19 protein-coding genes are annotated in these 23,749 nt (G+C 66.4%); 6 read left to right on the top strand and 13 right to left on the bottom strand.

From position 1 onward, the window contains the following. Positions 1–62 precede the first annotated feature (62 nt). The 10 genes from ccsB to PO605_RS13675 all read right to left on the bottom strand — a co-directional run bounded on the left by ccsB (position 63) and on the right by PO605_RS13675 (position 12,221). Positions 63–1,400 carry a c-type cytochrome biogenesis protein CcsB gene (gene ccsB / locus PO605_RS13720; protein WP_272206552.1) on the bottom strand — a complete coding sequence of 446 codons (1,338 nt, stop codon included), beginning with the start codon at positions 1,398–1,400 and terminating at the stop codon, positions 63–65. After that, the gene (locus tag PO605_RS13715; RefSeq protein WP_272206551.1) at positions 1,397–3,580 is read right to left on the bottom strand and encodes a cytochrome c biogenesis protein ResB; all 2,184 of its coding nucleotides are present in this window, start codon (positions 3,578–3,580) and stop codon (positions 1,397–1,399) included. The genes ccsB and PO605_RS13715 overlap by 4 nt, the downstream gene beginning before the upstream one ends. Positions 3,581–3,719: 139 nt before the next feature. After that, a complete protein-coding gene (locus tag PO605_RS13710) occupies positions 3,720–4,370 on the bottom strand; it encodes a c-type cytochrome (RefSeq protein ID WP_016445530.1) in 651 nt (216 codons plus the stop codon). 279 nt (positions 4,371–4,649) lie between these two features. Continuing rightward, positions 4,650–5,582, bottom strand: coding sequence for an AraC family transcriptional regulator (locus tag PO605_RS13705; RefSeq protein WP_047473579.1), 933 nt, complete (start codon positions 5,580–5,582; stop codon positions 4,650–4,652). Positions 5,583–5,643: 61 nt separating this feature from the next. Further along, positions 5,644–6,612: a carbohydrate kinase family protein gene (locus PO605_RS13700; RefSeq protein WP_047473577.1), complete on the bottom strand. Its 969-nt coding sequence runs from the start codon at positions 6,610–6,612 to the stop codon at positions 5,644–5,646. Position 6,613: 1 nt separating this feature from the next. After that, positions 6,614–8,053, bottom strand: a complete 1,440-nt coding sequence (gene dalD, locus PO605_RS13695) for a D-arabinitol 4-dehydrogenase (RefSeq protein ID WP_047473575.1) — start codon at positions 8,051–8,053, stop codon at positions 6,614–6,616. Positions 8,054–8,115: 62 nt separating this feature from the next. Beyond that, entirely contained in the window at positions 8,116–9,168 is a 1,053-nt protein-coding gene (locus PO605_RS13690; RefSeq protein ID WP_047473565.1) for an ABC transporter ATP-binding protein, read from the bottom strand. Between the two features lie 23 nt (positions 9,169–9,191). Beyond that, positions 9,192–10,013 (bottom strand): carbohydrate ABC transporter permease, encoded by an 822-nt coding sequence (locus PO605_RS13685; RefSeq protein ID WP_026062016.1) that lies wholly within the window; start codon positions 10,011–10,013, stop codon positions 9,192–9,194. 4 nt (positions 10,014–10,017) lie between these two features. Then, positions 10,018–10,875: a carbohydrate ABC transporter permease gene (locus tag PO605_RS13680; protein WP_016445524.1), complete on the bottom strand. Its 858-nt coding sequence runs from the start codon at positions 10,873–10,875 to the stop codon at positions 10,018–10,020. A 35-nt stretch (positions 10,876–10,910) separates the two neighbouring features. Next, the gene (locus tag PO605_RS13675) at positions 10,911–12,221 is read right to left on the bottom strand and encodes an ABC transporter substrate-binding protein (RefSeq protein ID WP_047473560.1); all 1,311 of its coding nucleotides are present in this window, start codon (positions 12,219–12,221) and stop codon (positions 10,911–10,913) included. Between the two features lie 231 nt (positions 12,222–12,452). Here PO605_RS13675 and PO605_RS13670 point away from each other — a divergent pair, with 231 nt between their 5' ends. Further along, positions 12,453–13,355, top strand: coding sequence for an SMP-30/gluconolactonase/LRE family protein (locus PO605_RS13670; protein ID WP_026062015.1), 903 nt, complete (start codon positions 12,453–12,455; stop codon positions 13,353–13,355). Between the two features lie 23 nt (positions 13,356–13,378). Here the strand turns inward: PO605_RS13670 and pgi are convergent, their stop codons facing one another. Beyond that, positions 13,379–14,923 (bottom strand): glucose-6-phosphate isomerase, encoded by a 1,545-nt coding sequence (gene pgi, locus PO605_RS13665; RefSeq protein ID WP_047473556.1) that lies wholly within the window; start codon positions 14,921–14,923, stop codon positions 13,379–13,381. A gap of 154 nt (positions 14,924–15,077) precedes the next feature. Between pgi and zwf the strand changes: the two genes are divergently transcribed. From zwf to PO605_RS13650, 3 genes are all read left to right on the top strand, one after another. Next, positions 15,078–16,532, top strand: a complete 1,455-nt coding sequence (gene zwf, locus PO605_RS13660) for a glucose-6-phosphate dehydrogenase (RefSeq protein ID WP_272206550.1) — start codon at positions 15,078–15,080, stop codon at positions 16,530–16,532. Positions 16,533–16,750: 218 nt separating this feature from the next. Beyond that, positions 16,751–17,521: a ribosome biogenesis GTP-binding protein YihA/YsxC gene (yihA, locus tag PO605_RS13655; RefSeq protein WP_047473552.1), complete on the top strand. Its 771-nt coding sequence runs from the start codon at positions 16,751–16,753 to the stop codon at positions 17,519–17,521. Positions 17,522–17,566: 45 nt separating this feature from the next. Beyond that, positions 17,567–18,478: an alpha/beta fold hydrolase gene (locus PO605_RS13650; RefSeq protein WP_047473548.1), complete on the top strand. Its 912-nt coding sequence runs from the start codon at positions 17,567–17,569 to the stop codon at positions 18,476–18,478. Here PO605_RS13650 and PO605_RS13645 read toward each other — a convergent pair. Together PO605_RS13645 and PO605_RS13640 are read right to left on the bottom strand one after the other, a co-directional pair. Further along, entirely contained in the window at positions 18,472–19,338 is an 867-nt protein-coding gene (locus tag PO605_RS13645; protein ID WP_047473546.1) for a lysophospholipid acyltransferase family protein, read from the bottom strand. The genes PO605_RS13650 and PO605_RS13645 overlap by 7 nt on opposite strands. Next, positions 19,335–20,186 carry a lysophospholipid acyltransferase family protein gene (locus PO605_RS13640; RefSeq protein ID WP_047473540.1) on the bottom strand — a complete coding sequence of 284 codons (852 nt, stop codon included), beginning with the start codon at positions 20,184–20,186 and terminating at the stop codon, positions 19,335–19,337. The genes PO605_RS13645 and PO605_RS13640 overlap by 4 nt, the downstream gene beginning before the upstream one ends. 135 nt (positions 20,187–20,321) lie before the next feature. Between PO605_RS13640 and metK the strand changes: the two genes are divergently transcribed. Then, positions 20,322–21,503, top strand: a complete 1,182-nt coding sequence (metK, locus tag PO605_RS13635; RefSeq protein WP_017403953.1) for a methionine adenosyltransferase — start codon at positions 20,322–20,324, stop codon at positions 21,501–21,503. Positions 21,504–21,738: 235 nt separating this feature from the next. Continuing rightward, positions 21,739–23,745, top strand: a complete 2,007-nt coding sequence (locus PO605_RS13630; protein ID WP_047473538.1) for a tetratricopeptide repeat protein — start codon at positions 21,739–21,741, stop codon at positions 23,743–23,745. Positions 23,746–23,749 lie beyond the last annotated feature (4 nt).

Here is a 23,749-nt window from a genome sequence, read left to right as displayed (position 1 = left end):
GGGCTGCATGCGCGCCGGCGCATGCAGCCCTTTGTTCGGCGGCGGTCCGAATCAGCAGCGGATCACAGCTCGCCGTAGCTGTGCAGTCCCGACAGGAACATGTTCACGCCCAGGAAGGCGAAGGTGGTGATGGCCAGCCCGCCCAGCGCCCACCAGGCGGACACGGTGCCGCGCAGGCCCTTGACCAGGCGCATGTGCAGCCAGGCCGCGTAGTTGAGCCAGACGATCAGCGCCCAGGTTTCCTTGGGGTCCCAGCTCCAGTAGCCGCCCCAGGCCTCGGCCGCCCACAGCGCGCCCAGCACGGTGGCGATGGTGAAGAAGGCAAAGCCCACGGCGATGGACTTGTACATCACATCGTCCAGCAGCTCGAAGCTGGGCAGCCGCTCGGCGATGCGCTTGCGCGCCAGCAGGATGCCGGCCACGATCAGCGCCGAGACGCCGAAGTACACCATCCAGTAGCTGCCGCCGTTGTCGGTCGCACCCTTGCGGAAAACGATGGGCTCGAAGCACAGCACCACGCCCAGCATCCACAGCGGGGCGAGCTTGTACCAGCGCGTCTCCGTGGCCTGCTGCTTGATGAGGTAGGCGAAGGAGACCATGGCAGCCAGCGCGAAGGTGCCGTAGCCGATGAAGTTGGCCGGCACATGCAGCTTCATCCACCAGCTCTTGAGCGCCGGCACCAGGGGCTGGATCTCGTGCGCCTCGCGCACCAGCGTGTACCACAGCAAAAAGCCCACGGCCGCGCTGACCACCAGCATCACGAAGCCACCCAGGGCGCGCGTGTCGTAGTGCTGTTCGTAGTACAGATAGAACAGCGCCGTCATCCAGCAGAACATGACGAACACTTCATAGAGGTTGCTGACCGGGATGTGCCCCACGTCAGGGCCGATCAGATAGCTCTCGTACCAGCGCACCATGGTGCCCACCAGCGCCAGCGTCACGGCCAGCCAGGCCAGGCGCGAGCCCAGCAGCGACAGCGCCATGCCCTCGCCCCGCGCAAACATGCCGATCCAGTAGAAGACGGTGCTGATGAAGAACACCATGCTCATCCAGAGGATGGCCGACTGGCTGGACAGGAAGTACTTGAGGCCGAACACCGTGTCCGAGCGCGCCAGCTGCGCCCCCTCCGGCCCCTGGTACAGCGCAATGGCCAGCAGCGACAGCCCGGCCACCACCAGCATCAGCGCCCGCAGCGAGCGCCAGAACCAGCCCAGCCAGATGGCCGCGGGAATGGTGCCGACCAGGATGCACTTCTCGTAGACGTCCATGTACTCGCCATAGCGCTGCAGCGCATAGAGCAGCCCCGCCGCCACGAGGGCCGCAAACACCCAGTCGAACCAGTTGCGGCGGGCGAAGAAGCCCTCGTTGAGCGTCAAAGTCGTCGTGGTGGCGGTGTTCATGCGGAACCTCCGGGGGGTTTCTTGTGGATGGGCTCGGCGCCTATCAGCTTGCCGGCCAGCATGGCGAATTCTCTATCACCATCGAGCGTTTTGCGATTGGTGGACAAGGCCATTTCGGCATGGCTTTGGCCATCGCGAGGCGTGAGCCAGATCCAGATGCGGCGGTCGCGCACGTACAGCATGCAGAACACGCCGATGATGAGAAACAGGCAGCCCAGATACACCACGTTCTTGCCCGGTGCACGCGCCACCTGGAACACGCTGGCCTGCACCTGCTTGAAGTCCTGCAGCATGAAGACCATGGGCACGGGGTAGAACTGCGCGTCGCTGAGCGAGAACACGGCCTGTGTCATGAAGGACTGCGTCTGCTCGCTGGGCTCCAGCGGTGCCTGGCCGGCCTGGGCCCGCACGATCTGGGCCATCTCGAACAGCACGCCATTGAGAATGCGCACCAGCACCTCGCCCGCGCGTTCACGCTCGGCCGCGGGCACATTGCTTTCCATGAAATCGGAGATGGCCTGCAGCCCGCCCAGTGGCTTGCCATCGGGACCCTTCTTGTCGGTCTGTCCCGCGAACAGCTCCAGCGCCTTGGTGGCCGACTGCGCCAGCGCACCGCTCAGCTCGGAGCGCGAGGAATCGATGGCCTTGGCCACATAGGCCCGGGCCGCCTGCTCGCGCAGTTTGGGATCCTGCAGCGCACTGCGCAGGCGCAGGAAGGTGCCCATTTCGCTTTCGGGGTCGGCGGGAATGCGCAGATAGCGCATGGCGTCGGCCTGGTTTTCGCGCACGCCCAGCAGGAACACGCGCTGGCCGTCGCCCGTGTCCACGGGCAGCATGTAGTTCTGGAACTCGCGCGCCTGGCCCGCGGCATCGCGCAGCTTGTAGCGGATGCTGGGGCCGATGTTGCGCAGCTCCTTCTTGGTCACGGTCTTGTGGGCCGCGCCCAGGCGCTCGTCGATGGCCTGCTTCAGGTCCACCTTGCGCACATCGGTGGCGCTGCCACTGGCGCCGCCCGCACCGCCGAAGTTCTCGACGTTGATGGTGCGCAGCTCGGCAAACTCCAGCGTCAGCGCCTCGTCCTTGCCGTCGGCGAGCTTGCGCGTGAACTGGCTGGAGCCGCCAATCACGCCTTCGACATCGAAGGGCTTGGTCCCGGCCTCCAGCGGCACGGCATGCAGCTTCACCGACGAGCCGCCGTCATCAAAGCTGGACTGGTAGATCTCGATGCCGCGGTAGCTGGCCGGGTGGTTGACCTCGATGCGCTTTTCCAGCTTCTCGCCCGTGGCCTTGTCGTGGATGACGACCTCGCTGGCAAACAGCTTGGGCATGCCCGTGGAGTAGTACTCGACGATGAACTTCTTGAGCTCCACCGCAAAGGGCAGCTCCTGCAGCAGCACGCCATCGGACTGCGACAGGATGGCCGTGCCCGCCGTGCCGCCCTCGGTCACCAGCAGGTTGCCGCGGAAGGTGGGGTTGCGTTCGCTCAGCCGGTGCTGCTCGGACACCTCGGAGATCAGGCCACCGCCGGTATAAGGTGTTTTGCCTCCCAGCCACATCTGCGCACGCACGATAAGGTCACCGTCGAACAGCCCCCCCAGGCAGATCAGCACGATGGCGCCATGGGCGGCGATGTAGCCCAGCTTGTGGGCCGCGCCCGCCTTGGCCGCCAGCATCCAGCCCGTGCCGGGACCGGCCGCCGTATCGCGCTGCTGCAGCCGCACCTTCCAGCCGCCCGACACCAGCTGCTGGCCCAGGCGCCTGGCGGCTTCCTCGGTGCTGCCGGGCACCACATTCTGCGCACGGTGGCTGAAGGCCTTGAGGCTTTGCTCGCGAACGTTTTCCTTGAAATTGCGCAGATCGGCCAGGTATTTGGGCGCATGGCGTGCCACGCACAGCGAGGTGCTGATCACCAGAAAGGCCAGGATCAGCAGGAACCACCAGGCGCTGTAGACCGCATTGAGCTTGAGCGCAAGAAACAGCTGGGCCCAGAACGGTCCGAACTGGTTGACGTAGTTGCCCACCGGCTCATGCTGCTTGAGCACGGTGCCGATCACCGAGGCAATGCAGATGACCGTCAGCAGCGAGATCGCAAAGCGCATCGATGCCAGCAGCTCCAGCATCGCGCGCGCGGCCTGCGGGCGGGGGGAGGCAAGAGCGGCACCGGAAGAGTTGTCTGACATGAAGAGCGAAAAACCAAAACCCGAATGAAAAAAGCGGGACCATCTGCATTCATGCGATGGACCCGCCTGGCTTGGGGCGTCTATAGGGCAATAGGTTCCCGGTGATTACCCTGGGAACCGCATCGGTTCCGGGAGCACATCAACGCAGGCCAGCGATGTAGTCTGCCACGGCCTTGATTTCGCGATCGTTAAGCTTGGCAGCAACCTGCGTCATCTGAATGCTATTGCCGCGCTTGCCGTCACGGAAGGCCGTGAGCTGGGTGGTGGTGTAGTCGGCGTGCTGGCCGGCCAGACGCGGGTACTGGGCCGGGATGCCGGCGCCGTTGGGGCTGTGGCAGCCTGCGCAGGCGGCGATGTTGCGCTCCTGGATGCCACCACGGTAGATGCGCTCGCCCATGGCCACCAGGTCCTTGTCCTTGGCAAAGCCGTCCTTGGGCTTTTGCGCATGCAGCCAGGCGGCGATGTTCTTCATGTCAGGCTCGCTGAGCATGCTGGCAAAGCCCTTCATCACCGGGTCCTTGCGCTTGTCGTCCTTGAACTCCAGCAACTGCTTGACCAGGTACTCGGGATGCTGGCCGGCAAGCTTGGGCTGGATGGGCACCGTCGAATTGCCGTCGGCCGCATGGCATGCCGCGCAGACGGCGGTGTAGCTGGCCTCGCCCTTCGCCAGATCGGCCTTGGCCGCCTTCGGCTGAGCCGGGGCAGCAGGTGCCTCGCCAGCGGAGAAAGCGGGAAAGGCGGGGGCTGCAGCAAGAATGGCAGCCGTCAGCAAAGAGGCAAGCAACTTCATATCGAGGGCGTGGTTCTGTTGTTGAAAGCGCAAAATTCGGCGGATTCTACAATGGGGCCCCCTGTGATTGATATCGTCAGGAACCCTGCTTTCGCCCCTGCGCGCAGAGGAAGACACATTCCTTGATCGTGGTCACAAACTGGCCACGGATCCGGTGCGGAACATGTGTTTTTCGCAACCCAGCATATCGATCTGTGCCAGCGCGGCAATAAGGGCTCTACCCATGTGGCGCGCAATACCACACCCCTTCTTTCCCGGATTCCAGGTCCCTCGCCCGCCTCAGCCCGCGCCGAAGCGGCTTTCGGCCTGCCTGCGGAATTCCGAGGGCGTCATCCCCTTGATTTCAAGGAAGCGCCGGTTGAAGTTGGCCAGATTGCTGAAGCCGACCTGAAAACAGATATCGGCGATGAAGCAATCGGTCTGCATGAGCAGATGGCAGGCACTGTTGATGCGCACGCGGCTGACAAAGTCGGTGAAGCTGTTGCCTGTGGCACGGCGAAAGAAACGGCTGAAGCGGCTTTCGCTCATGCCCAGTTCGGCCGCCACGTCCGCCAGGCTCAGCGGCTCGTTCACGCGCGCCATGATGCGGTTGACCACCTCGTTGATCTGGTCCACCTGGGCCTCGGCCTGCACGCCCTGCATCTGCACGGCCGACAGCAGCCGGTAGTCGGTGCATTCGGAAAGATCGGACAGCAGATCACAAAAGGCCGTGAAGCGGCGCATGCCGCGCGCACCCCGGACCGCCTCCCAGTGCACGCGCGCTGCCTCGGCCATGCCGAAGAACTCGATGCCGTGGCGCGCGCGGTCCAGCAGCTGCAGCACCTCGCGCATCTCGGGGATCTGCTCGGCCGCACGGGCAATGGGATCGTGGTTGAACAGGATGACGAGATCGCGTTCGGGCGCGCCGGCCTCGGGCACGTCGAACGATATCCAGTTGTGCGGCAGGCGCGGCCCGCACAGCACGAGGTGGCCCGGCTCGAACGGCCCTATCCAGTCACCCACGAAGGCACGGCCCGAGGTGTGGGTGATGAGATGCAGCTCGTACTCGTCATGGAAATGCCAGCGCACCAGCGGACTCGGGAAACCATGCGCCAGGCAGCGCACCAGGCCACTGCCCTCCACGTCTTCATAGCCGAGGGCGGGCGTGCGGACAAAGTCGCGCTCCAGTTCGGGATGGCGCTGGCGCGGCGGGCGGCGGCGTGTGCTGGGCATGGCAGTCGGTCAATCAGGGACGATGAGACGGGCACAGGGCGCACGGTAACACCGGCGGCCGCTACGCCCTGTGGTGCTGCTGCGCCTGCGCAGCATCCAGGCCCGCAAGCGCGGCATCCAGCTCCGCACGCCAGGGCGGCTGGGCGCCGGCGCGCGTGCAGTTGAGCGCGGCTGCCGTGGCCGCAAAGCGCAGCACCTCGCGCCACGCGGCATCTGGCAGGGACTGCAACTGCTGCGCCTGCTTCACGCCGCGCTCGAGCAACGCCACGGACAGTGCCGCGCCAAAGGTGTCGCCCGCGCCGATGGTGTCCGCCAGCGGCACTGCAGGCGGGCGCACCGACAGCGGAGCGCGGCCTGCGCGCAGCAAGGTGGCGCCCTCGGCCCCCTGCGTGAGCACCACGGCCCTGGGCCCGCGCGACAGCCAGCTCCCGGCAGCCTCCAGCACCGGCTGACCGGGCGCGATGAAGGCCGCATCCTCGTCGCTGAGCTTGACCAGGTCGGCCAGGGCCAGCCAGTCCCGGCAGTCGCGCCGGAAGGCCTGCGCATCGCGGATCAGCGTAGGGCGCACATTGGGGTCGAAGACGATGAGGCGCCGACCGCGCTGCGCGGCCACCAGATCCAGGATGCGCGGCCCCGCCGGCGCATGCAGCAGCGCGATGGAGCCGAACTGCAGGATGCGGCATTCGTCCGGCAACTTCGGCAGCTCGGCAGGCGCCCACAGCGTGTCGGCCGTGCCCTGCATGTAGAAGGCATAGCGGTTGGTGTGTTCGCCGCGCTCCACAAAGGCCAGCGTGCTGGGCGCGCTGCAGCGCTGCACCAGGCGCATGTCCACGCCGTTGCGCTGCAGGTGCGCGAACAGGCGCTCGCCAAAGAGGTCCTCCGAGAGCTGCGAGACAAGGCCCGTGGCCTGCCCCAGCCGCGCCGCCGCGATGGCGCCATTGGCGGGCGCCCCGCCCTCATGGCCCTGGAAGGCCAGGCCACCCGTGGCGGTGAAATCGATCAGGGCCTCGCCCACGATGGCTATGCGCATGTCAGCTCCGCCTTGTGCATGTTTCGGTTCTGTCCACAAATGCCCGTACCCGCTCCGAGGCCCGGCGCACCGACTCCACCAGCTGCGGATGGCCTGCCACCTCGCCCCACAGCAGCGGCTCGGCGCACAGCGAGGCCACGGGATCGGGCGCCGCGCAGATGGCATGCGCCACCGCCGGGTCCATGGCCTGGTCCTGGTACGCATAGGGCAGTGTGCCCCGGTGCCAGCGCTGCAGGAAGGCCAGGAACAGCGCTGGCAGCATGGCCGCGGCATCGATGGCGGCGTTGTCCTCCAGCCGCTCGCGCAGCGTGGGCGCGATGAAGCCGGGGATCTTGGCAAACCCATCGGCCGCCACGCGCTGGTTGGTGTCGCGCAGGGCCGCATTGCCAAAGCGCTCCAGCACCGTGTCACGGTAGGCCGGCAGGTCCAGCGGGCTGGGCCGGCCCGGTGCGCAAAGGCAGGCGATCACATCCCGGGTCACGTAGTCCCAGGCCATCTGGCGTATCGCGGGCACGGCGCAGCCTTCGTGGATATGCTCCAGGCCCGCCAGCGTCCCGGCCCAGGCGATGCAGCTGTGGCTGGCGTTGAGGATGCGGATCTTGGCCTCTTCGTAAGGCGCCACTGAGGGCACCAGCTCCACGCCCACCGTCTGCCAGGCGGGGCGCCCGGCAATGAAGCGGTCCTCGATCACCCATTGCGTGAAGCGCTCGGCCATCACCGCGGCCTCGTCGTCGCGGCCGGTGGCGGCCAGCACGCGCGCGCGCAGCTCCGGTGGCGGGCGGGGAGTGATGCGATCGACCATGGCGTTGGGGCAGCTGGTATGCCGCTGTGCCCAGTCGGCCAGCCCATGCAGCTGTGCCTGGCGCATGAAGGCCAGCAGGCCGGCGCGCAGGCGGTCGCCGTTGTGGCGCAGGTTGTCGCAGCTCAGCAGCGTGACGGGGCCGGCATCGGTGGCGCGGCGCGCCTGCAGGATGGCGCAGAGCACGCCATAGAGGGTGGTCCCCGCCTCGCCCCGGCGTGCGCGCTCCAGGTCCTGCGCCAGATCGGGATGCGCGGCGTCGAGCGCTCCCTGACCATCCAGGCAGTAACCGGCCTCGGTGACCGTGAAGGAGATGATGCGGGTGGCCGGCCAGGCGCCCCGCTGCACGACGGCGGCCAGCCCGGGCGCGTACGGAATCACCTCGCTCAAGGCATCCATCCACTGGTAGTGCACCGTGCCGTTGGGTGCAATCGTCTCCAGCGTGTAGGCACCGCCTTGTCGCACCAGGGCGTCCAGCGTCTGCGCCATGTCAGGGCGCAGGTTGGCGCCCACCAGCGCCCACTGCGTGTCGCCCGCATCCATCAATCGCTGCTGGTAGGCAGCCTGGTGCGCGCGATGGAAAGAGCCCAGCCCCAGGTGCAGCACCGTGGGGCGGGAAAGGGATGGGGCAGTCGCGTTCATGGTGTCCCGGACAAAGGGATGGGAAGAGACGGAAAGAAGAAGGCAGGGCTCGGCCGCCAGGCTCAGCAGGCCGCCAGCGCACGGCCATCGCGGTCGAACAGATGGAGCATGCAGCCCGGGTCGAGGGACACCCTCACCCCATCGCCCACGGCCAGCGGCATGCGCTCGGTCTGGCGTGCCACCAGCGGCACGCCGGCCACATCCACATGGACCAGCGTGTCGGCACCCAAGGCTTCGATCAGGTCCACGCGCCCCTGGACGCCAGCCCCATCACCGGGACCTGCATCTGCCCGGGACAGGCGCAGCGCCTCGGGGCGTATGCCCAGCGTGCCGTCCCGCGGCAAGCGCCCCTGCGTGCTGGCCGACAGGCCCGGCACGGCATGGGCCGCCAGCAGGTTCATCGGCGGCATGCCGATGAACTGCGCGACAAAGCGGTTGGCCGGGCGGTCATAGAGTTCCAGAGGAGAGCCCACCTGCTCTATGGCGCCGTCGCGCATCACCACCACGCGGTCGGCCAGGGTCATGGCCTCCACCTGGTCGTGCGTCACATAGATGGTGGTGGCGCCCAATGCACGGTGCAGCTTGAGGATTTCCACGCGCGTGTTGCCGCGCAGCGCCGCATCCAGATTGGACAGCGGCTCGTCGAACAGGAAGACCTTGGGCTCGCGCACGATGGCGCGTCCGATGGCCACGCGCTGGCGCTGCCCGCCCGACAGCTCGCCCGGGCGGCGCTCCAGGCAGGCCGTGAGATTGAGCGTTTCTGCCGCCCGGCCGACCTTGCGCAATATCTCCTTGCGCGGCACGCCCGCCAGGCGCAGCGCAAAGGACATGTTGTCGTACACGCTCATGTGCGGGTACAGCGCATAGCTCTGGAACACCATGGCCAGATCGCGCCGGCCCGAGGGCGCGTGCGTGATGTCGCGCCCATCGAGCAGCAGATGGCCCGCGCTGACGGACTCCAGCCCCGCGATCAGGCGCAGCAGCGTGGATTTTCCGCAGCCCGAGGGGCCGACGAAGACGATGAACTCGCCGCGCTCGATGGCGAGGTCCACGCCACGGATGATGTGCGCCTCGCCAAAGCTCTTGCGCATGTCTTGCAGTTGCAGATAGGCCATGGTTTTCTTGGTTTGAAGAGCGGCTACTTGACGGCGCCGAAGGTCATGCCCTGCACCAGTTGCTTCTGGCTGAACCAGCCGAACACCACGATGGGCGCGATGGCCAAAAGCGAGGCGGCCGAAAGACGGGCCCAGAACAGCCCCTCGGGGCTGGAGTAGGAGGCGATCAGCGTGGCCAGCGTGCCGGCGCGCGCGCTGCTGAGGTTGAGCGACCAGAAGGCCTCGTTCCAGCTCAGCACCAGACACAGCAGGCCCGTGGAGGCAATGCCGCCCAGCGCCAGCGGCAGCACCACATGGCGGAACTCGGCCCACAGGCCGGCGCCATCCATGCGCGCGGCTTCGAGGATCTCGTGCGGGATGTCCTTGAACGCGCTGTAGAGCATCCACACCATGATGGGCAGGTTGGACAGCGTGAAGACCACGGTCAGCACCGTGAGCGTGTCCAGCAGGCCGGCGCCCTGGGCCAGCACGTAGATGGGCAGCAATGCGCCCACGGCGGGCATCATCTTGGTGGACAGCATCCACATCAGCACATCGCGTGTGCGCCGCGTGCGAAAGAAGGCCATCGAGTAGGCGGCGGGCACGGCGATGGCCAGGCCCGCCAGGGTGGACCCCAGGCTGGTGACCAAGGAGTTGCGCGCGTGCAGCAGGTAGTTGCTGCGCTGCTGCACCTCGCCGAAGTTGGCCAGCGTGGGCTCGAACACGAACAGCGGCGGCACGGCAATGGCCTGCAGCTCGGTCTTGAACGCGGTCAGGAACAGCCAGCCCAGCGGAAAGAACAGCAGCAGCGCCAGCGCCCAGGCCGCGGCGGCACGCAAGGCGGTGGAAAGTGAAGGGGCCGTCATGCGCTCAGTCCAGGCTCTTGCCGACGATGCGGATCAGGAAGACGGCAACGATGTTGGCCAGCACCACGGCGAACAATGCCCCCGCAGAGGCCACGCCCACGTCGAAATGCATCAGCGACTGCTTGTAGATGAGATAGGTGAGGTTGGTGCTCTCGTTGCCCGGGCCGCCCGCCGTGGTGATGGCGATCTCCGCAAACACGCCCAGCAGGAAGATCATCTCGATCATCACCACCACCGCCATCGGGCGGGCCAGATGGGGCAGCGTGAGGTGGTGGAAACGTTGCAGGGCATTGGCGCCGTCCATGCGCGCCGCCTCCATCTGCTCGCGGTCCAGCGACTGCAGCGAGGTGATGAAGATCAGGCAGGCAAAAGGCAGCCACTGCCAGGACACCATGATGACCACGGACAGCAGCGGCACCTCGGTCAGCCAGTCCACAGGCTCCAGGCCCAGCGCCCTGCACAGGCTGGCCAGCACGCCGTAGATGGGATTCATCATCATGTGCTTCCACAGCAGCGCGTTGACGGCGGGCATCACGAAGAAGGGCGAGATCAGCAGCACGCGCACCATGCCGCGGCCCGGAAATGGCTCGTTGACCAGCAGCGCCAGCAGCACGCCCAGCACCACGGTGATCGACACCACGCTGGCCAGGAACACCAGGGTCTGGCGCACGGCGGGCATGAAGTCCGGGTCGGTGACGAAGAACTCGTAGTTGCGCAGGCCCACGAAGGGGTGGCCGCCCGGCTGCATGAGGTTGTAGTCGACGAACGAGAAATACACCGTCATCAGCAGCGGCACCAGCATCCAGCACAGCAGCACGGCCACGGCGGGAGCCATGAGCGCGCGGGGCAGCAGGCGCGTCATGGGCGCGGGGCTTGGTCGAAGCATCGAGGCAGCCATCACTTGTAGTAGCCGCTTTTCCTCATCTCGCGGTCCGCCAGGGTCTGCGAGGTCTTGAGCGCCTGCTCCACCGTGGCTTTGCCCGACAGCGCCGCACTGACTTGCTGCCCCACGGCAATGCCTATGGCCTGGAACTCGGGGATGGCCACGTACTGCACGCCGATGTAGGGTGAGCGCGGCTCGGTCGCATCGCTCAGGCTCACGCTGTCGATGGCGCTTTTCTCGGCGCCGGCAAAGTCCGCGACCTTCTGGAACTCGGCGCTCGCATAGGTGGACTGCCGCGTGCCCGTGGGAACGGCGCGCCAGCCATGCTCGCGCGCCACCAGCTGCACATACTCCTTGGAAGTGGCCCATTTGATGAAGGCCTGGGCCGCATCCACCTTCCTGGAGCTGGCGGGAATGGCCAGGTTCCAGGTCCACAGCCACGTCGCCCCCTTGGGCGTGGAAGCCACGGGAGCGGCCGCATACGCCACCTTGCCGGCCACCTTGGACTGCCGTGGATCGCCCACGAACGAGGCCGCAATGCTGGCATCGACCCAGGCCGCGCACTTGCCCTCGTTGAACAGCGCCAGGTTCTCGTTGAAGCTGTTGGCCGATGCGCCGGGCGGCCCGTAGGCCTTCAGCAGCTCCACATAGAAACCCACCGCCTTCTTCCAGGCCGGTGTGTCCAGCTGCGGCTTCCATTGCATGTCGAACCACTGGCCACCGTGGGTGTTGACCATGGTGGTGACCAGGGCCATGTTGTCACCCCAGCCCGGCTTGCCGCGCAGGCAGATGCCGTAGACGCCAGCCTTGGGATCATGGGCCTTGGCGGCAAATTCCAGCACCTGCTCCCAGCTCGGCTGCGCGGGCATGGTGAAACCCGCCTTTTCGGCCAGATCACGGCGGTACATGAGCATCGATGCCTCGCCATAGAACGGCAGGGCGTGGAGCCTGCCTTCGTGCGACAGGCCCTTGCGGATGGAAGGCAGCAAGTCGTCTGCGTCATAGGCGGCATCGGTGGCAATCGGCAGCAGCCAGCCATTCCTCGACCAGATCGGCACCTCGTACAGGCCCACCGTCATCACGTCGAACTGGCCGCCCTTGGTGGCGATGTCGGTGGTCACGCGCTGGCGCAGCATGCCCTCTTCCAGCGTGACCCATTTGAGCGTGATGCCGGGATGGGCCTGCTCGAAGCGGGCAGAGAGTTTCTGCATCTCGATCATGTGGCCGTTGTTCACGGTCGCAATCACGAGTTCGGTGTCGGCCTGTGCGCCGGCGGCCGATGCGGCCACCGCCAGCGCCGCGCCCGCCCTGAGCAAGCTGTGCATGTCTGTCTCCTTCGCAATGAATGCTGTGGTCTTCGCGGTCCATCCCTGCCGCTGGTGACCGATTGTGGGGACAGGCCTGCGGGTGCATTGGTACGGGCAGCCCGGCCGCCGATACTTCTATGCACATGCCTGGCTAGAGATATCCCTGATCTGCGCAACACACTATCTGCGAGCAGCGGTCTGGCGGGAGCCGCTCCTAGAATGCTGGCCATGACTTCCAGCGAGCAGACCATGGCCATGCAGATCGCCCCGGTTCCTCCCAGCGCCCTGGGCGAATCGCCCTTCTGGCACCCCGCTGATCGCCGGCTCTACTGGTGCGATATCCAGGGCCTGCGCATCCATGCCTGGGACCCGGCCAGCGGCCAGCAGCAAAGCTGGGCCACGCCCAGCGAGCCCGGCTGCTGCGCGCCCACGGACCAGGGCCGCATCGTCATCGGCCTGCGAGACGGCTTCGGCCTGCTGGAGCCGGCCACCGGCCACATCACCATGCTGGCCGGCCTGGACCACGATCCACGCCAGTTCCGCCTCAACGACGGCCGCTGCGACCGAGCCGGCCGCTTCTGGGCGGGCTCCCTGTTCGCGCCCAAGACCGCGCCCGAGGCGGCACTGTGGTGCCTGCGCGCGGTGGACAACGGCGGCTACGCGGTCCAGCGCATGGCAGGCGACTGCACCACGGCCAACGGGCTGGCCTTCAGCCCCGACGACGCATGGCTGTACTGGGCCGACACGCCCGCACACCGCATAGACCGCTTTGCCTTCGACCTGGACACCGGCACGCTGGGCGCCCGCGCACTGTGGAAGGCCTTCGCGCCCCGCACGCAAGGGCGCCTGTACGGCGGCCGGCCCGATGGTGCCTGCGTCGACACCCGGGGCCACTACTGGGTGGCCATGTACGAAGGCGGCTGCGTGCTGCGGCTGGACCCGCAGGGCGAAGTCGTGCAGCGCATCGAGACGCCCGTGCGCTGCCCCACCATGGTCTGCCTGGGCGGAGAAGACCTGCGCACGCTCTACATCACCTCCGCCGCGCACGGCCGCCCCGAGGAAGAACGCCGGGCCGCCGTGCCTGCCGGGGCGCTGATGCATTGCCGCGTCGAGGTGCCAGGGCTGCCGGTCAACTGCTTCCGGGAGGCGTAGAGCGGGGCCAGGCCCTCAGGCCATCAGGCCCGCAGCCGCTGCAGCAGGCCGGCGGTGGAGGCGTCCAGCCCCGCCATGTCGCCATTGCCCAGGCGCAGCTGAAGGTCACGCGCCAGCAGCTTGCCCAGCTCCACCCCCCATTGGTCGAAGCTGTTGATGCCCCACAGCGCGCCGGCCACGAACACGCGGTGCTCCTGCAGCGCAACCAGCGCGCCCAGCGCCGCAGGCGTGAGCGCGTCCAGCAGCAGGAAGCTGCTGGGACGGTTGCCGGGGAAATGGCGGTGCCCGTCGTCGCTGGCGCGCCCCTGCATCAGGGCCTGGGCCTGGGCCAGCGCGTTGGCCAGCAACTGTTCCTGGTGGCCTGGCAAGGTGTGCGAAGCCTGCTTCACCGCAATGATCTCCAGCGGCACGATGTCGCTGCCCTGGTGCAGCATCTGGAAGAAGGCATGCTGCCCATCCGTGCCGGGCTCACCCCAGAGCACGGGTGCCGAGCCCAGCGCCAGCGGCCGGCCCTGCCGGTCCACGCGCTTGCCGTTGCTCTCCATCTCCAGTTGCTGCAGATAGGCCGGCAGGCGCCGCAGGCCTGCGTGGTAGGGCGCGATGCAGCGGCTGCCAAAGCCCAGCAGATTGCGGTACCAGACGTCGAGCAGGCCCAGGCGCACGGGCAGATTGGCCTGCAGCGGCGACGTGCGGAAATGCATGTCCATGGCGTGCGCACCGGCCAGCATGGCGCGAAACGCGGCAGCGCCTACGGCAACGGCCACCGGCAGTCCGATGGACGACCACAGCGAATAGCGCCCGCCCACCCAGTCCCAGAAGCCGAAGGTGGTGGTGATGCCCATCTGCGCCGCCGCAGCGGCATGGGTGGTCAGCGCGACGAAATGGCGGGACACCTCGCTGCCGCCGTTTGCGTGGAACCAGTCGAGTGCGCTGCGCGCATTGGTCAGCGTCTCCTGCGTGTTGAACACCTTGGAGGCCACGATGAACAGCGTGCTGCGCGGCTGCAGGCCCACGAGCACGGCCTGCAGCGCGTGGCCATCCACGTTCGAGACGAAGTGCATGCGCCGGCGCGCATCGCCCAGGCCTTGCAGCGCCTGGACCGCCATCTGCGGCCCCAGACCCGATCCGCCTATGCCCATGCACACCACGTCGGTGATATCCGCATCCGCACGCACGCGCTCGGCATAGGCCAGCATGGCATCCAGCGTCTCGTGCACCTGGGCCAGCGCCCAGGCCAGACCCGGCGGCGCATTGCCGGGCGGATGGCGCAGCAGCGTGTGCAGCGCCGCACGCCCCTCGGTGGAGTTGACGGCCTCGCCCGCGAACATGGCGTCGCGCTGGCGCTCCACCTCGCAATCGCGGGCCAGCTGCAGCAGCAGGTCTTCGGCCTGCGCGTCCCACAGATTCTTGGACAGGTCCGCAAAGCAGTGCGGAGCCTCCTGGCTGAAGCGCGCGAACCGGGCGGGGTCAGAGGCGAAGGCACCGCGCAGGTCGAAATCGGGCATCACGGCCCGGGCGTGGTTTTGCAAAAGAGGCCAGGCGAGGGCGTGATCGCAACGGATAAGCATGGGGTTCACCGACAGGGCTGCTTGCAGAGAAGTAATCAAATTACAACAATCATCATCTGAAGCTTCAATCAAATGACGTGGTGCCTCTATAATTTATTCGATTTCCTCAAAAATTGGTAACTAAGTTACCAAAATATTCACCTCGGGAGGCAACATGGGTTTCGATCTGGTCTTGTTTGGCGGCACGGGCGATCTGGCATGGCGCAAGCTCATGCCGGCGCTGTTCCAGGCGTTTCGCCACGGCACCCTGCCCGAGGGCGGCCGCATCCTGTGCGTGGCCCGCGATGACCTGAGCGACGACCAGTACCGCGCCCTCATCCAGTCGCGCTTTGACGGCGTCGAGCTGTCCAAGCGCCCCAGCCCCGAGGAATTCGCCCGCTTCGCAGACCTGCTGCACTACCTGCGCATGGACCTGTCGCAGCCCGCCGACTACGGGAAGCTGGCACAGGCGCTGGCCGCGCGCGACGCAGAAACGGTGGTGATGTACGTGGCCACCGCCCCCAGCCTGTTCACCACGGTCTGCGAGCAGATCGCCGCCGTGGGCCTGAACGGCCCGCGCACCCGCGTGGTGCTGGAAAAGCCGCTGGGCCACGACCTGGCCTCCAACCAGGCCATCAATGCCACGCTGCGCAAGGTGCTGCGCGAAGAGCAGGTGTTCCGCATAGACCACTACCTGGGCAAGCCCTCTGTGCAGAACCTTCTGGCGCTGCGCTTTGGCAATGCGCTGTTCGAGCCGCTGTGGCGGCGCGAGACCATTGCCAACATCCAGATCACCATCGCCGAGGAACTGGGCGTGGAAAGCCGGGGCGCGTTCTACGACCAGACCGGCGCGCTGCGCGACATGGTGCAAAACCATGCGCTGCAGCTGCTGTGCGCCATCGGCATGGAGCCGCCGATCAACGCATCGGCCCATGCCATCCGCGACGAAAAGCTCAAGGTGCTGCAGTCGCTCAGGCCCTGGACGCCGGAAACCCTGAGCCAGCACGTGGTGCGCGGCCAGTACCTGGCCGGCGCCAGCCAGGGCCAGCCCGTATCCGCCTACCAGCAGGAAAAAGGCGTGGCGGCGGGCAGCCAGACCGAGACCTTCGTCGCCCTGCGCACCGAGATCTGCAACTGGCGCTGGGCCGGCGTGCCCTTCTACATCCGCACCGGCAAGCGGCTGGCAGGAAGGGACGCGCGCATCGTCGTGAACTTCCGGCCCGTGCCCCACCCGATCTTCCGCTCGCCCCTGTCCGAAGCCAATCGCCTGGTGATCAATCTGCAGCCCAAGGACGGGCTGGAGCTGCACCTGCTGGCACAGGGCGCCACCCAGCAGCAGGCCGAGCCTTCGCTGGCCCCCGTGCACCTGAACCTGGACTTCGACCAGCGCTTCGGTGCCAAGCGCGTGGGCGCCTACGAGCGCCTGCTGCTGGACGTGATCGCCGGCAGGCTGAACCTCTTTGTGCGCAGCGACGAGCAGGAGCAGGCCTGGCGCTGGGTGGAACCCATCCTCCAGCACTGGCGCAGCGACATCTCGGGGCCGCGCGGCTATGCGGCGGGCAGCTGGGGGCCCAGCGCAGCCAGCGCCATGATTGCGAGGGATGGTTTTTGCTGGAGCGAAGAGGTTTAGGCTCCCCCTGAGGCGCTTCGCGCCTTCCCCCTCCCTGCCCGCTTCGCGGGGGAGGGGGACGACAGCTTCGCGGCGGGGCGGCCCTTGCTCGCTGTCTCCGACTTTGGAGTGCGCCAGTTTCGTGCGCCACTCTTTGTCAGCACCGTTGCCTATAGCCCGCTGGGCGCGCCGGTTCCATGGGGGAACCTACAATGAGGCCCCGAGAGACTGACCACACCATGAATCCTGCTGCGCCGGCTGGCGATGCCGCCCCCACTTCCTCCCTGATCGATCCCAAGCTGGCCATGGGCTGGATGCACACGGCGCGCTTTTTGACGACGGCTGCGCAGTTGCACCATCTTCCCAAGGTCGATGTGCCCGAGATCGCGTTCGTGGGCCGCTCCAACGCCGGCAAGTCCACCTGCATCAACACGCTGACGCAGCAAAAGCAGCTGGCCTTCGCCTCCAAGAAGCCTGGCCGCACGCAGCACATCAACCTGTTTTCCCTGGGCAAGCAGGGCGTGACCGACGCCGTGCTGGCCGACCTGCCCGGCTACGGCTATGCCGCCGTCTCGCGCACGGACAAGCAGCGCTGGCAGCGCGTGATGCTGAACTATCTGGTCAGCCGCGAGAGCCTGTCGGCCATCGTGCTGCTGTGCGATCCGCGCCTGGGCCTGACGGAGCTGGACGAAGCCCTGCTCGACGCCATGCGCCCGCGCGTGCAGGAAGGCCTGAAATTCCTCGTGCTGCTGACCAAGGCCGACAAGCTCACGCGCGCCGAGCAGGCCAAGGTACTGTCCATCACGCGGCTCAACGCCGGTGGTGGCGAAGTGCGCATGTTCTCCGCGCTCAAGAAGCAGGGCGTGGACGAGGTGGCCCAGCTGCTGTGGCACTGGAGCCATCCCGAAGGCCTGAATCCGCCGGCGGCCACGGACGGGCCCTCCGACGTCGCGAACGTCACGAACGTCGCAACTGCGACGCCCGCCGCGACCGACAGCCCCCAAGATTAGCGCCTGGAGGCGCTCGTGTAGCCAGCGCCCCGCAAGGAGCGCAACATGGTGACCACCTGCATTCGCGAGCTGCCTCACGGCATCCATCTGCACTGCCGCGTCAGCGGCGAACCCGGCCAGCCACTGCTGCTGTTCCTGCACGGCTTTCCTGAAGGCAGCTTCATCTGGGAAGGCATGCTGGAGCAGTTCGGCACGCAATGGCGTTGCGTCGCCCCCGATCTGCGGGGCTTTGGCCGTTCCAGCCAGCCGGCCGGTGTGGAGCAGTACAAGGCCAAGCACCTGCTGCAGGATCTGGCGGCGCTGATCGCCATCGAAAGCCCTGGCGCACCCGCAGCCTGCGTGATCGCCCACGACTGGGGCGGTGCCCTGGCCTGGGGTCTGGCCAACCGCCATCCCGGGCTGATGCAGCGGCTGATGATCCTCAACGCCCCGCATCCGGGCGCCTTTCTGCGCGAACTGCTGCACAATCCCGTGCAGCAGGCCGCAAGCCAGTACATGCATTTTCTGCGCCGACCTGATGCGCCCACCCTGCTGGCCGCGAACGACTGGCAGCGCATGCTGGGCTTTTTCCGCACGCCGCAGGGCGAGTTGCCCGGATGGCTCACGCCGCAGTTGCAGCAGCGCTACCGCGAGCACTGGGACCTGGGCGTGCAAGGCTCCTGCCACTACTATGGCGCCAGTCCCCTGGTGCCGCCCCGGCCCGAAGATCCGGCCTCAGCCGACGCACTGCGCAACCTGAGGCTGCCGCCCGAGATGCTGGACATCGGCGTGCCCACGCATGTGCTCTGGGGCGACAGCGACCCGGCGCTGCAGCCCGCCCTGGTCGAAGGCCTGGAACCGTGGGTGCCGCGCCTGACGGTGCAGCACCTGGCCGGCACCTCGCACTGGGTCGTGCACGAGCAGCCCGATGCGGTGCGGCAAGCGCTGGAGCAGTTCCTGTCCCGCCCCCTTCAGTAGACCGAAGACTCGCCTTCGGGCCGGGTCTTGAAGCGCCTGTGCACCCAGTAGTACTGGTCGGGCATGGTGCGGATGGCCGCCTCCAGCTCACGGTTCATGCGGGCCGTATCGGCCTCGACATCGTCGGTGGGGAAATCCGTCCAGGCCGGCGTGATCTCGGCCACATAGCCCGTGGGCGTCATGCGCGTGTACATGCCCAGCACCTTGGCCCGGCCCAGGCGCGCGAAGCGCGACAGCGAGGGAATGGTGGCCGCGTTCACGCCGAAGAAAGGCACGAAGACCGAGTCGTTGCGACCGAAGTCCATGTCGGGCAAAAGGTACAGCAAACCGCCCTTGCGCAGGCTGGAGATGATGGGCTTGACCCCGTCGGCGCGGTTGAGCATGCGCACGTCGCCAAAGCGCTGGCGCCCCGACATGAACCACTCATCGACCGCCGGGTCCGGATGGGTGGAGAAGATCGAGGTGAAGGGCCGGGTGGTGTGCAGCGGCAAGGCCAGCCCGCCCGCGTCCATGCTGTAGAAATGCGGCGCGAACAGGATGGTCGGGGTGTCGCCATCGAGCTCATGCACGGCACCCTGCAGCTTCACGCGCTCGGCCACCACCTCGCGCGGCGCCGCCCACAGCCAGCTGCGGTCCAGCCAGGTCTGGCAAAAGACGATGAAGTTGCGGCGCGCCAGATCCACGCGCTGCGCCTCGGTCAGCTCGGGAAAGCACATCGCCAGATTGCGCAGCGCCACCTTGCGGCGCGGCGCGGCCAGCACGAACAGCAGCCGCCCCAGAAACGCACCCAGCCCCCGCAGCCACGGCAGCGGCATCCACGCCAGCGACCGCATCAGCCACACGCCGATGCGCCCGCTCATGCACCCACCTCGCCGGCAGCTGCTTCACGGCGCGGCTGCTTGTAGCGCGCATAGCCCCACAGGTACTGCTGCGGGCATTGGCGGATGGTGTGTTCCATCGCCTCGTTGATCTGCTGCACCGCAGCTTCCAGATTCTCGGACAAGGGCACGGGCAACTCCTCAAGATACAGCGCATAGCCCCGCCCCCAGGACAAGCGCTCACAACGGGCCACGATCACCGCGGCCCCCGTCTGCAACGCCAGGCGCGCCGCCAGCGTCATCGTATAGGCATCACGGCCGAAGAACGGCAACCAGACGCCCTGCCCCTCGGGCGGAACCTGGTCGGGCAGCAGCCCCACGGCCATGCCCTTGCGCAACGCCTTGATCATCTGGCGCACGCCAGCCAGCGTGGTCGGCACGGCCTGCACGCCGGGGCGGTTGCGCGCCGTCTCCATGACGCGGGCCAGCCAGGGCTGGCGCGCGGGCCGGTAAAGAATGGTGATCTCGCCATGCTCGGCCGACCATTGCCGTGCCGCATGCTGCACCGACAGCTCGAAGCAGCCCAGGTGGGGCGTCAGAAAGATGATTCCGCGCCCGGCAGCGTAGGCCCGGCGCACGCATTCCTCGTTGTGCATCTGGCAGCTCGGCTGCCTGCCCATCCACATGCGCGGCAGTTCCGCCACCATGCGCCCCGCGTGCCCCACGGCCGGCGCCACGGCGACGAAGCCGTAGCCGGCCTGGCGGGCATTGGCCAGAAAGCGGCGCCGGTACGTGCCGGAGGCCACGAAAGCCACCCAGCCGATGAGCGCGCCAAGGGGGTGCAATAGCCACAAAGGCAGTGCAGCAAACAGTCGGAACAAGGAAGGCATTAAAATGTGCGGGTCGCTGAGTTAACTGAGCAACTTGCAGAGCGACGTAAAACAAGTCTGCTAAAGCGTTCGCCAGGGCTCCTGCAGCTTGGGCAACGCCCATCAAAAAAAGCTGCAACCAAGGAGTTTATTCACATGGCGAACGATTTTCTTTTCACCTCGGAATCCGTCTCTGAAGGCCATCCGGACAAGGTGGCCGACCAGATCTCTGACGCGATCCTGGACGCCATTTTCGCCCAAGACCCGTACAGCCGCGTGGCGGCCGAGACACTGACCAACACGGGCCTGGTGGTTTTGGCAGGTGAGATCACCACGGGCGCCAACGTCGACTACATCCAGGTCGCACGCGACACCATCAAGCGCATCGGCTACGACAACACCGACTACGGCATCGATTACAAGGGCTGCGCCGTGCTCGTGGCCTACGACAAGCAGAGCCAGGACATCGCCCAGGGCGTGGACAAGGCCAGCGATGACGAGCTCAACACCGGCGCCGGCGACCAGGGCCTGATGTTCGGCTACGCCTGCGACGAGACACCCGAGCTGATGCCCGCGCCCATCTACTACGCGCACCGCCTCGTCGAGCGCCAGGCCCAGCTGCGCAAGGACGGCCGCCTGCCCTTCCTGCGTCCTGACGCCAAGAGCCAGGTGACCATGCGCTACGTGGACGGCAAGCCCCACAGCATCGACACCGTGGTGCTGTCCACCCAGCACAGCCCCGACCAGTCGGAATCGGCCACCAGGATGAAGTCCAGCTTCACCGAAGCCATCATCGAGGAAATCATCAAGCCCGTGCTGCCCTCCGAGTGGCTGCAGGACACCAAGTACCTGATCAACCCCACGGGCCGCTTCGTCGTGGGCGGCCCCCAGGGTGACTGCGGCCTGACCGGCCGCAAGATCATCGTCGACACCTACGGCGGTGCCTGCCCCCATGGCGGCGGCGCCTTCAGCGGCAAGGACCCAACCAAGGTGGACCGTAGCGCCGCCTACGCCGCGCGCTACGTGGCCAAGAACATCGTGGCCGCCGGCCTGGCGCGCCAGTGCCAGATCCAGGTGGCCTACGCCATCGGCGTGGCACGCCCGATGAACATCACGGTCTACACCGAAGGCACGGGCGTCATCCCCGACGCCGAGATCGCCAAGCTGGTGGCCGCCCACTTCGACCTGCGTCCCAAGGGCATCATCCAGATGCTGGACCTGCTGCGCCCCATCTACAGCAAGACCGCTGCCTATGGCCACTTCGGCCGTGAAGAGCCCGAGTTCACCTGGGAGCGGACGGACAAGGCAGCGGCGCTGCGTGCTGCGGCTGGCCTGTAAGCAAAATGCCAGGGGCGTCCACGCCCATCTGATGGCCTCCCGGCCCCATGCCGCGCCTGACGCAGCATGGGGCTTTTTTCATCTCGGTCCTTCTCACAACACTCACGTCAAACCGGCGCAGCAGGCTGCGGTAGCGGGTTGCTCGGCTGGTAAACTGCCTGCGCTCTTCCCAAGAGCGGCCATTTCCCGGCCCACCATTCCAAGTTCCGCCACATCCGAGACAAGACAAGAAGCAATGGCTGCCCCCTCCAAAGCGATTTACTGGTTCAGTGCCCTTCTTTTGCTGGCCATATTGGGGGTGTATCTGCCCGGCCTGAACAACGGGCTGCTGTTCGACGATATGCGTCTGACGGATGGAACGATTTTCGGCAACTATGGCAGCCTGTTGGACTTCAAGCAGCGCACGCTGTCGTATGGCAGCTTCGTCTGGATCGAACAGATTTTCGGAGACGGCTGGTGGAAGCAGCGCGTCTTCAATATCGCCTTGCATCTCGCGACCGTGGCGGCTCTCTATGCATTGTTCAAGGCACTGCTGACACAGACGCGCTTTCCGCACGACATCGAGGAGCAACCCCACTTCCACGCGTCGCGCGATGCAGCCCTGCAACTGGGCTTGGTCCTTTTCGCGCTCAACCCTGTCGCGGTCTACGCCGTTGGATACCTGGTGCAGCGATCCATCGTCATGGCAACCTTCTTTGCCGTTATGGCATGCTGGGCCTTTGTGCGCGGGCTTCAGGGCGGGCGAGCCCTCTGGCATATCGCGGCATTGATCTGCTATGTGCTCGCCATCCTGTCCAAGGAGCATGCCTTTCTGACGGTCGCCATGGTGGTGCCGCTCTATATCTTTGTGCAGCGCCCCGGCCTGAAGGCTGCCATGGTCATTGTGGGAATGGCCTTGCTGCTGCTGGCCGTTGCCTCGGCGGCAGTCTTTCATTTCTTCGGCAGTCTGGTGGGCCAGATTTTCGACGAGCAATCCCAAGGCTATGCAAGGCAATTGGAAGCCCTTCGGCCCGGGATCACCTCACAGATCTATCCCCTGAGCATCCTCAATGAAGCGGCCCTGTTTTTTGCCTATGGCTTTCTGTGGATCGTTCCCTATGTGGGCTGGATGTCCATCGACCTGAGACCGGCATTTCCTCTCGGCTTCGGCTCGATCTGGCACCTAGCCGGCGCGCTCGGTTACCTGGCCCTGCTGGCCTGCTCAATCTGGGCCGTGCTTAGGCGTCCCGGTGTCATTGGCTTGGTCGCGCTCTGCCTCCTGTTTCCCCTGCTCTGGTATGCGACCGAATTCGCCACGGTCTGGCTGCAGGACCCCTTCGTTCTGTATCGCAGCTATCTGTGGGCTGTGGCCATCCCGGGATTGGCGGCCATTGCGCTGACGGGGGTCAAGCCACGCACCATCTACATCGTCGGCATCGTCATCGGCGTGGTGTTCGGAGCCCTCGCTTTCGAACGCGTGCTCTCTCTGCAGGATGCAGGCACATCCTGGGCCGATGCCGCTGAAAAAATCGACAAAAAAGCCCCCGCCAATGCCGTGGGACGTGGCCGTGCCTTCCTGAACGTAGGAACAGCACACGCAGACAAGGGCATGCTCGACCAGGCGCTGCAAGACTTCGCCACGGCCAACGCACTTGGAGACTTGGGCGGTAATGCGCTGTTCAATATGGGTGCCGTTCTGTCCCAGCAAAAGAAATTCCCCGAAGCCCTCAATGCCTTTGCCGCAGCCCAGGCCAAAGGCTTCAATGGCCAAGCCCTGTACTACCAGAAAGCCGAAGCGTTGATGGCCACAGGCCAGTTGCGCGCAGCATTCGAGGAATACTCGCGCGCCCTGGGCGAGCCCACTGAAGACAGTGCCAACGCCAAGCAAATGGAGCAGACGCTGCGCCTGAAACGCGCAGAGGCGGCCATAGGTGCGCAGCAATACAAAGTTGCAGCCGACGACTTCCGAACTCTGCTGCAGACCTCGCCAAACGCCCCTCGCCTGATCGTCGGATTGGGGCTGGCCCTTGTCGGCCAGGGTGATAGCGCTCAAGCCAAAGAGCTGCTGGAACCACTGGTTGCTCGCAGCCCCAGCGCGCCCGCTTTCTACGGGCGTGCAATGGCCTATCACGGCCTGGGCAACCTGCCGGAAGCACTGAAGAGTCTGGATCAGGCAATACGCCTGGAGCCACAGAATCCGCAGTACCGGCAGGTCCGCAATCAGCTGAGCCCGGCTACCGCAAAGCCTCAGACGACGAAGTAGGCGC

It is taken from the genome of Delftia sp. DT-2 (assembly GCF_028401915.1).
GTDB lineage: Bacteria > Pseudomonadota > Gammaproteobacteria > Burkholderiales > Burkholderiaceae_C > Comamonas > Comamonas tsuruhatensis.
Note: the sequence above shows the minus strand (reverse complement) of the source record. Positions and strands in the feature narration are given on the sequence as shown.

What these genes read in the sequence shown, in the direction of transcription:
- metK (WP_017403953.1), top strand. Translation starts at nt 20,322, where the DNA reads ATGGCGAACGATTTTCTTTTCACCTCGGAATCCGTCTCTGAAGGCCAT.
- dalD (WP_047473575.1), bottom strand. Translation starts at nt 8,053, where the DNA reads ATGAACGCGACTGCCCCATCCCTTTCCCGCCCCACGGTGCTGCACCTG.
- ccsB (WP_272206552.1), bottom strand. Translation starts at nt 1,400, where the DNA reads ATGAACACCGCCACCACGACGACTTTGACGCTCAACGAGGGCTTCTTC.
- PO605_RS13690 (WP_047473565.1), bottom strand. Translation starts at nt 9,168, where the DNA reads ATGGCCTATCTGCAACTGCAAGACATGCGCAAGAGCTTTGGCGAGGCG.
- yihA (WP_047473552.1), top strand. Translation starts at nt 16,751, where the DNA reads ATGAATCCTGCTGCGCCGGCTGGCGATGCCGCCCCCACTTCCTCCCTG.
- PO605_RS13675 (WP_047473560.1), bottom strand. Translation starts at nt 12,221, where the DNA reads ATGCACAGCTTGCTCAGGGCGGGCGCGGCGCTGGCGGTGGCCGCATCG.
- PO605_RS13685 (WP_026062016.1), bottom strand. Translation starts at nt 10,013, where the DNA reads ATGACGGCCCCTTCACTTTCCACCGCCTTGCGTGCCGCCGCGGCCTGG.
- PO605_RS13680 (WP_016445524.1), bottom strand. Translation starts at nt 10,875, where the DNA reads ATGACGCGCCTGCTGCCCCGCGCGCTCATGGCTCCCGCCGTGGCCGTG.
- PO605_RS13645 (WP_047473546.1), bottom strand. Translation starts at nt 19,338, where the DNA reads ATGAGCGGGCGCATCGGCGTGTGGCTGATGCGGTCGCTGGCGTGGATG.
- PO605_RS13705 (WP_047473579.1), bottom strand. Translation starts at nt 5,582, where the DNA reads ATGCCCAGCACACGCCGCCGCCCGCCGCGCCAGCGCCATCCCGAACTG.
- PO605_RS13630 (WP_047473538.1), top strand. Translation starts at nt 21,739, where the DNA reads ATGGCTGCCCCCTCCAAAGCGATTTACTGGTTCAGTGCCCTTCTTTTG.
- PO605_RS13715 (WP_272206551.1), bottom strand. Translation starts at nt 3,580, where the DNA reads ATGTCAGACAACTCTTCCGGTGCCGCTCTTGCCTCCCCCCGCCCGCAG.
- pgi (WP_047473556.1), bottom strand. Translation starts at nt 14,923, where the DNA reads ATGCTTATCCGTTGCGATCACGCCCTCGCCTGGCCTCTTTTGCAAAAC.
- PO605_RS13710 (WP_016445530.1), bottom strand. Translation starts at nt 4,370, where the DNA reads ATGAAGTTGCTTGCCTCTTTGCTGACGGCTGCCATTCTTGCTGCAGCC.
- zwf (WP_272206550.1), top strand. Translation starts at nt 15,078, where the DNA reads ATGGGTTTCGATCTGGTCTTGTTTGGCGGCACGGGCGATCTGGCATGG.
- PO605_RS13640 (WP_047473540.1), bottom strand. Translation starts at nt 20,186, where the DNA reads ATGCCTTCCTTGTTCCGACTGTTTGCTGCACTGCCTTTGTGGCTATTG.
- PO605_RS13650 (WP_047473548.1), top strand. Translation starts at nt 17,567, where the DNA reads ATGGTGACCACCTGCATTCGCGAGCTGCCTCACGGCATCCATCTGCAC.
- PO605_RS13670 (WP_026062015.1), top strand. Translation starts at nt 12,453, where the DNA reads ATGGCCATGCAGATCGCCCCGGTTCCTCCCAGCGCCCTGGGCGAATCG.
- PO605_RS13700 (WP_047473577.1), bottom strand. Translation starts at nt 6,612, where the DNA reads ATGCGCATAGCCATCGTGGGCGAGGCCCTGATCGATTTCACCGCCACG.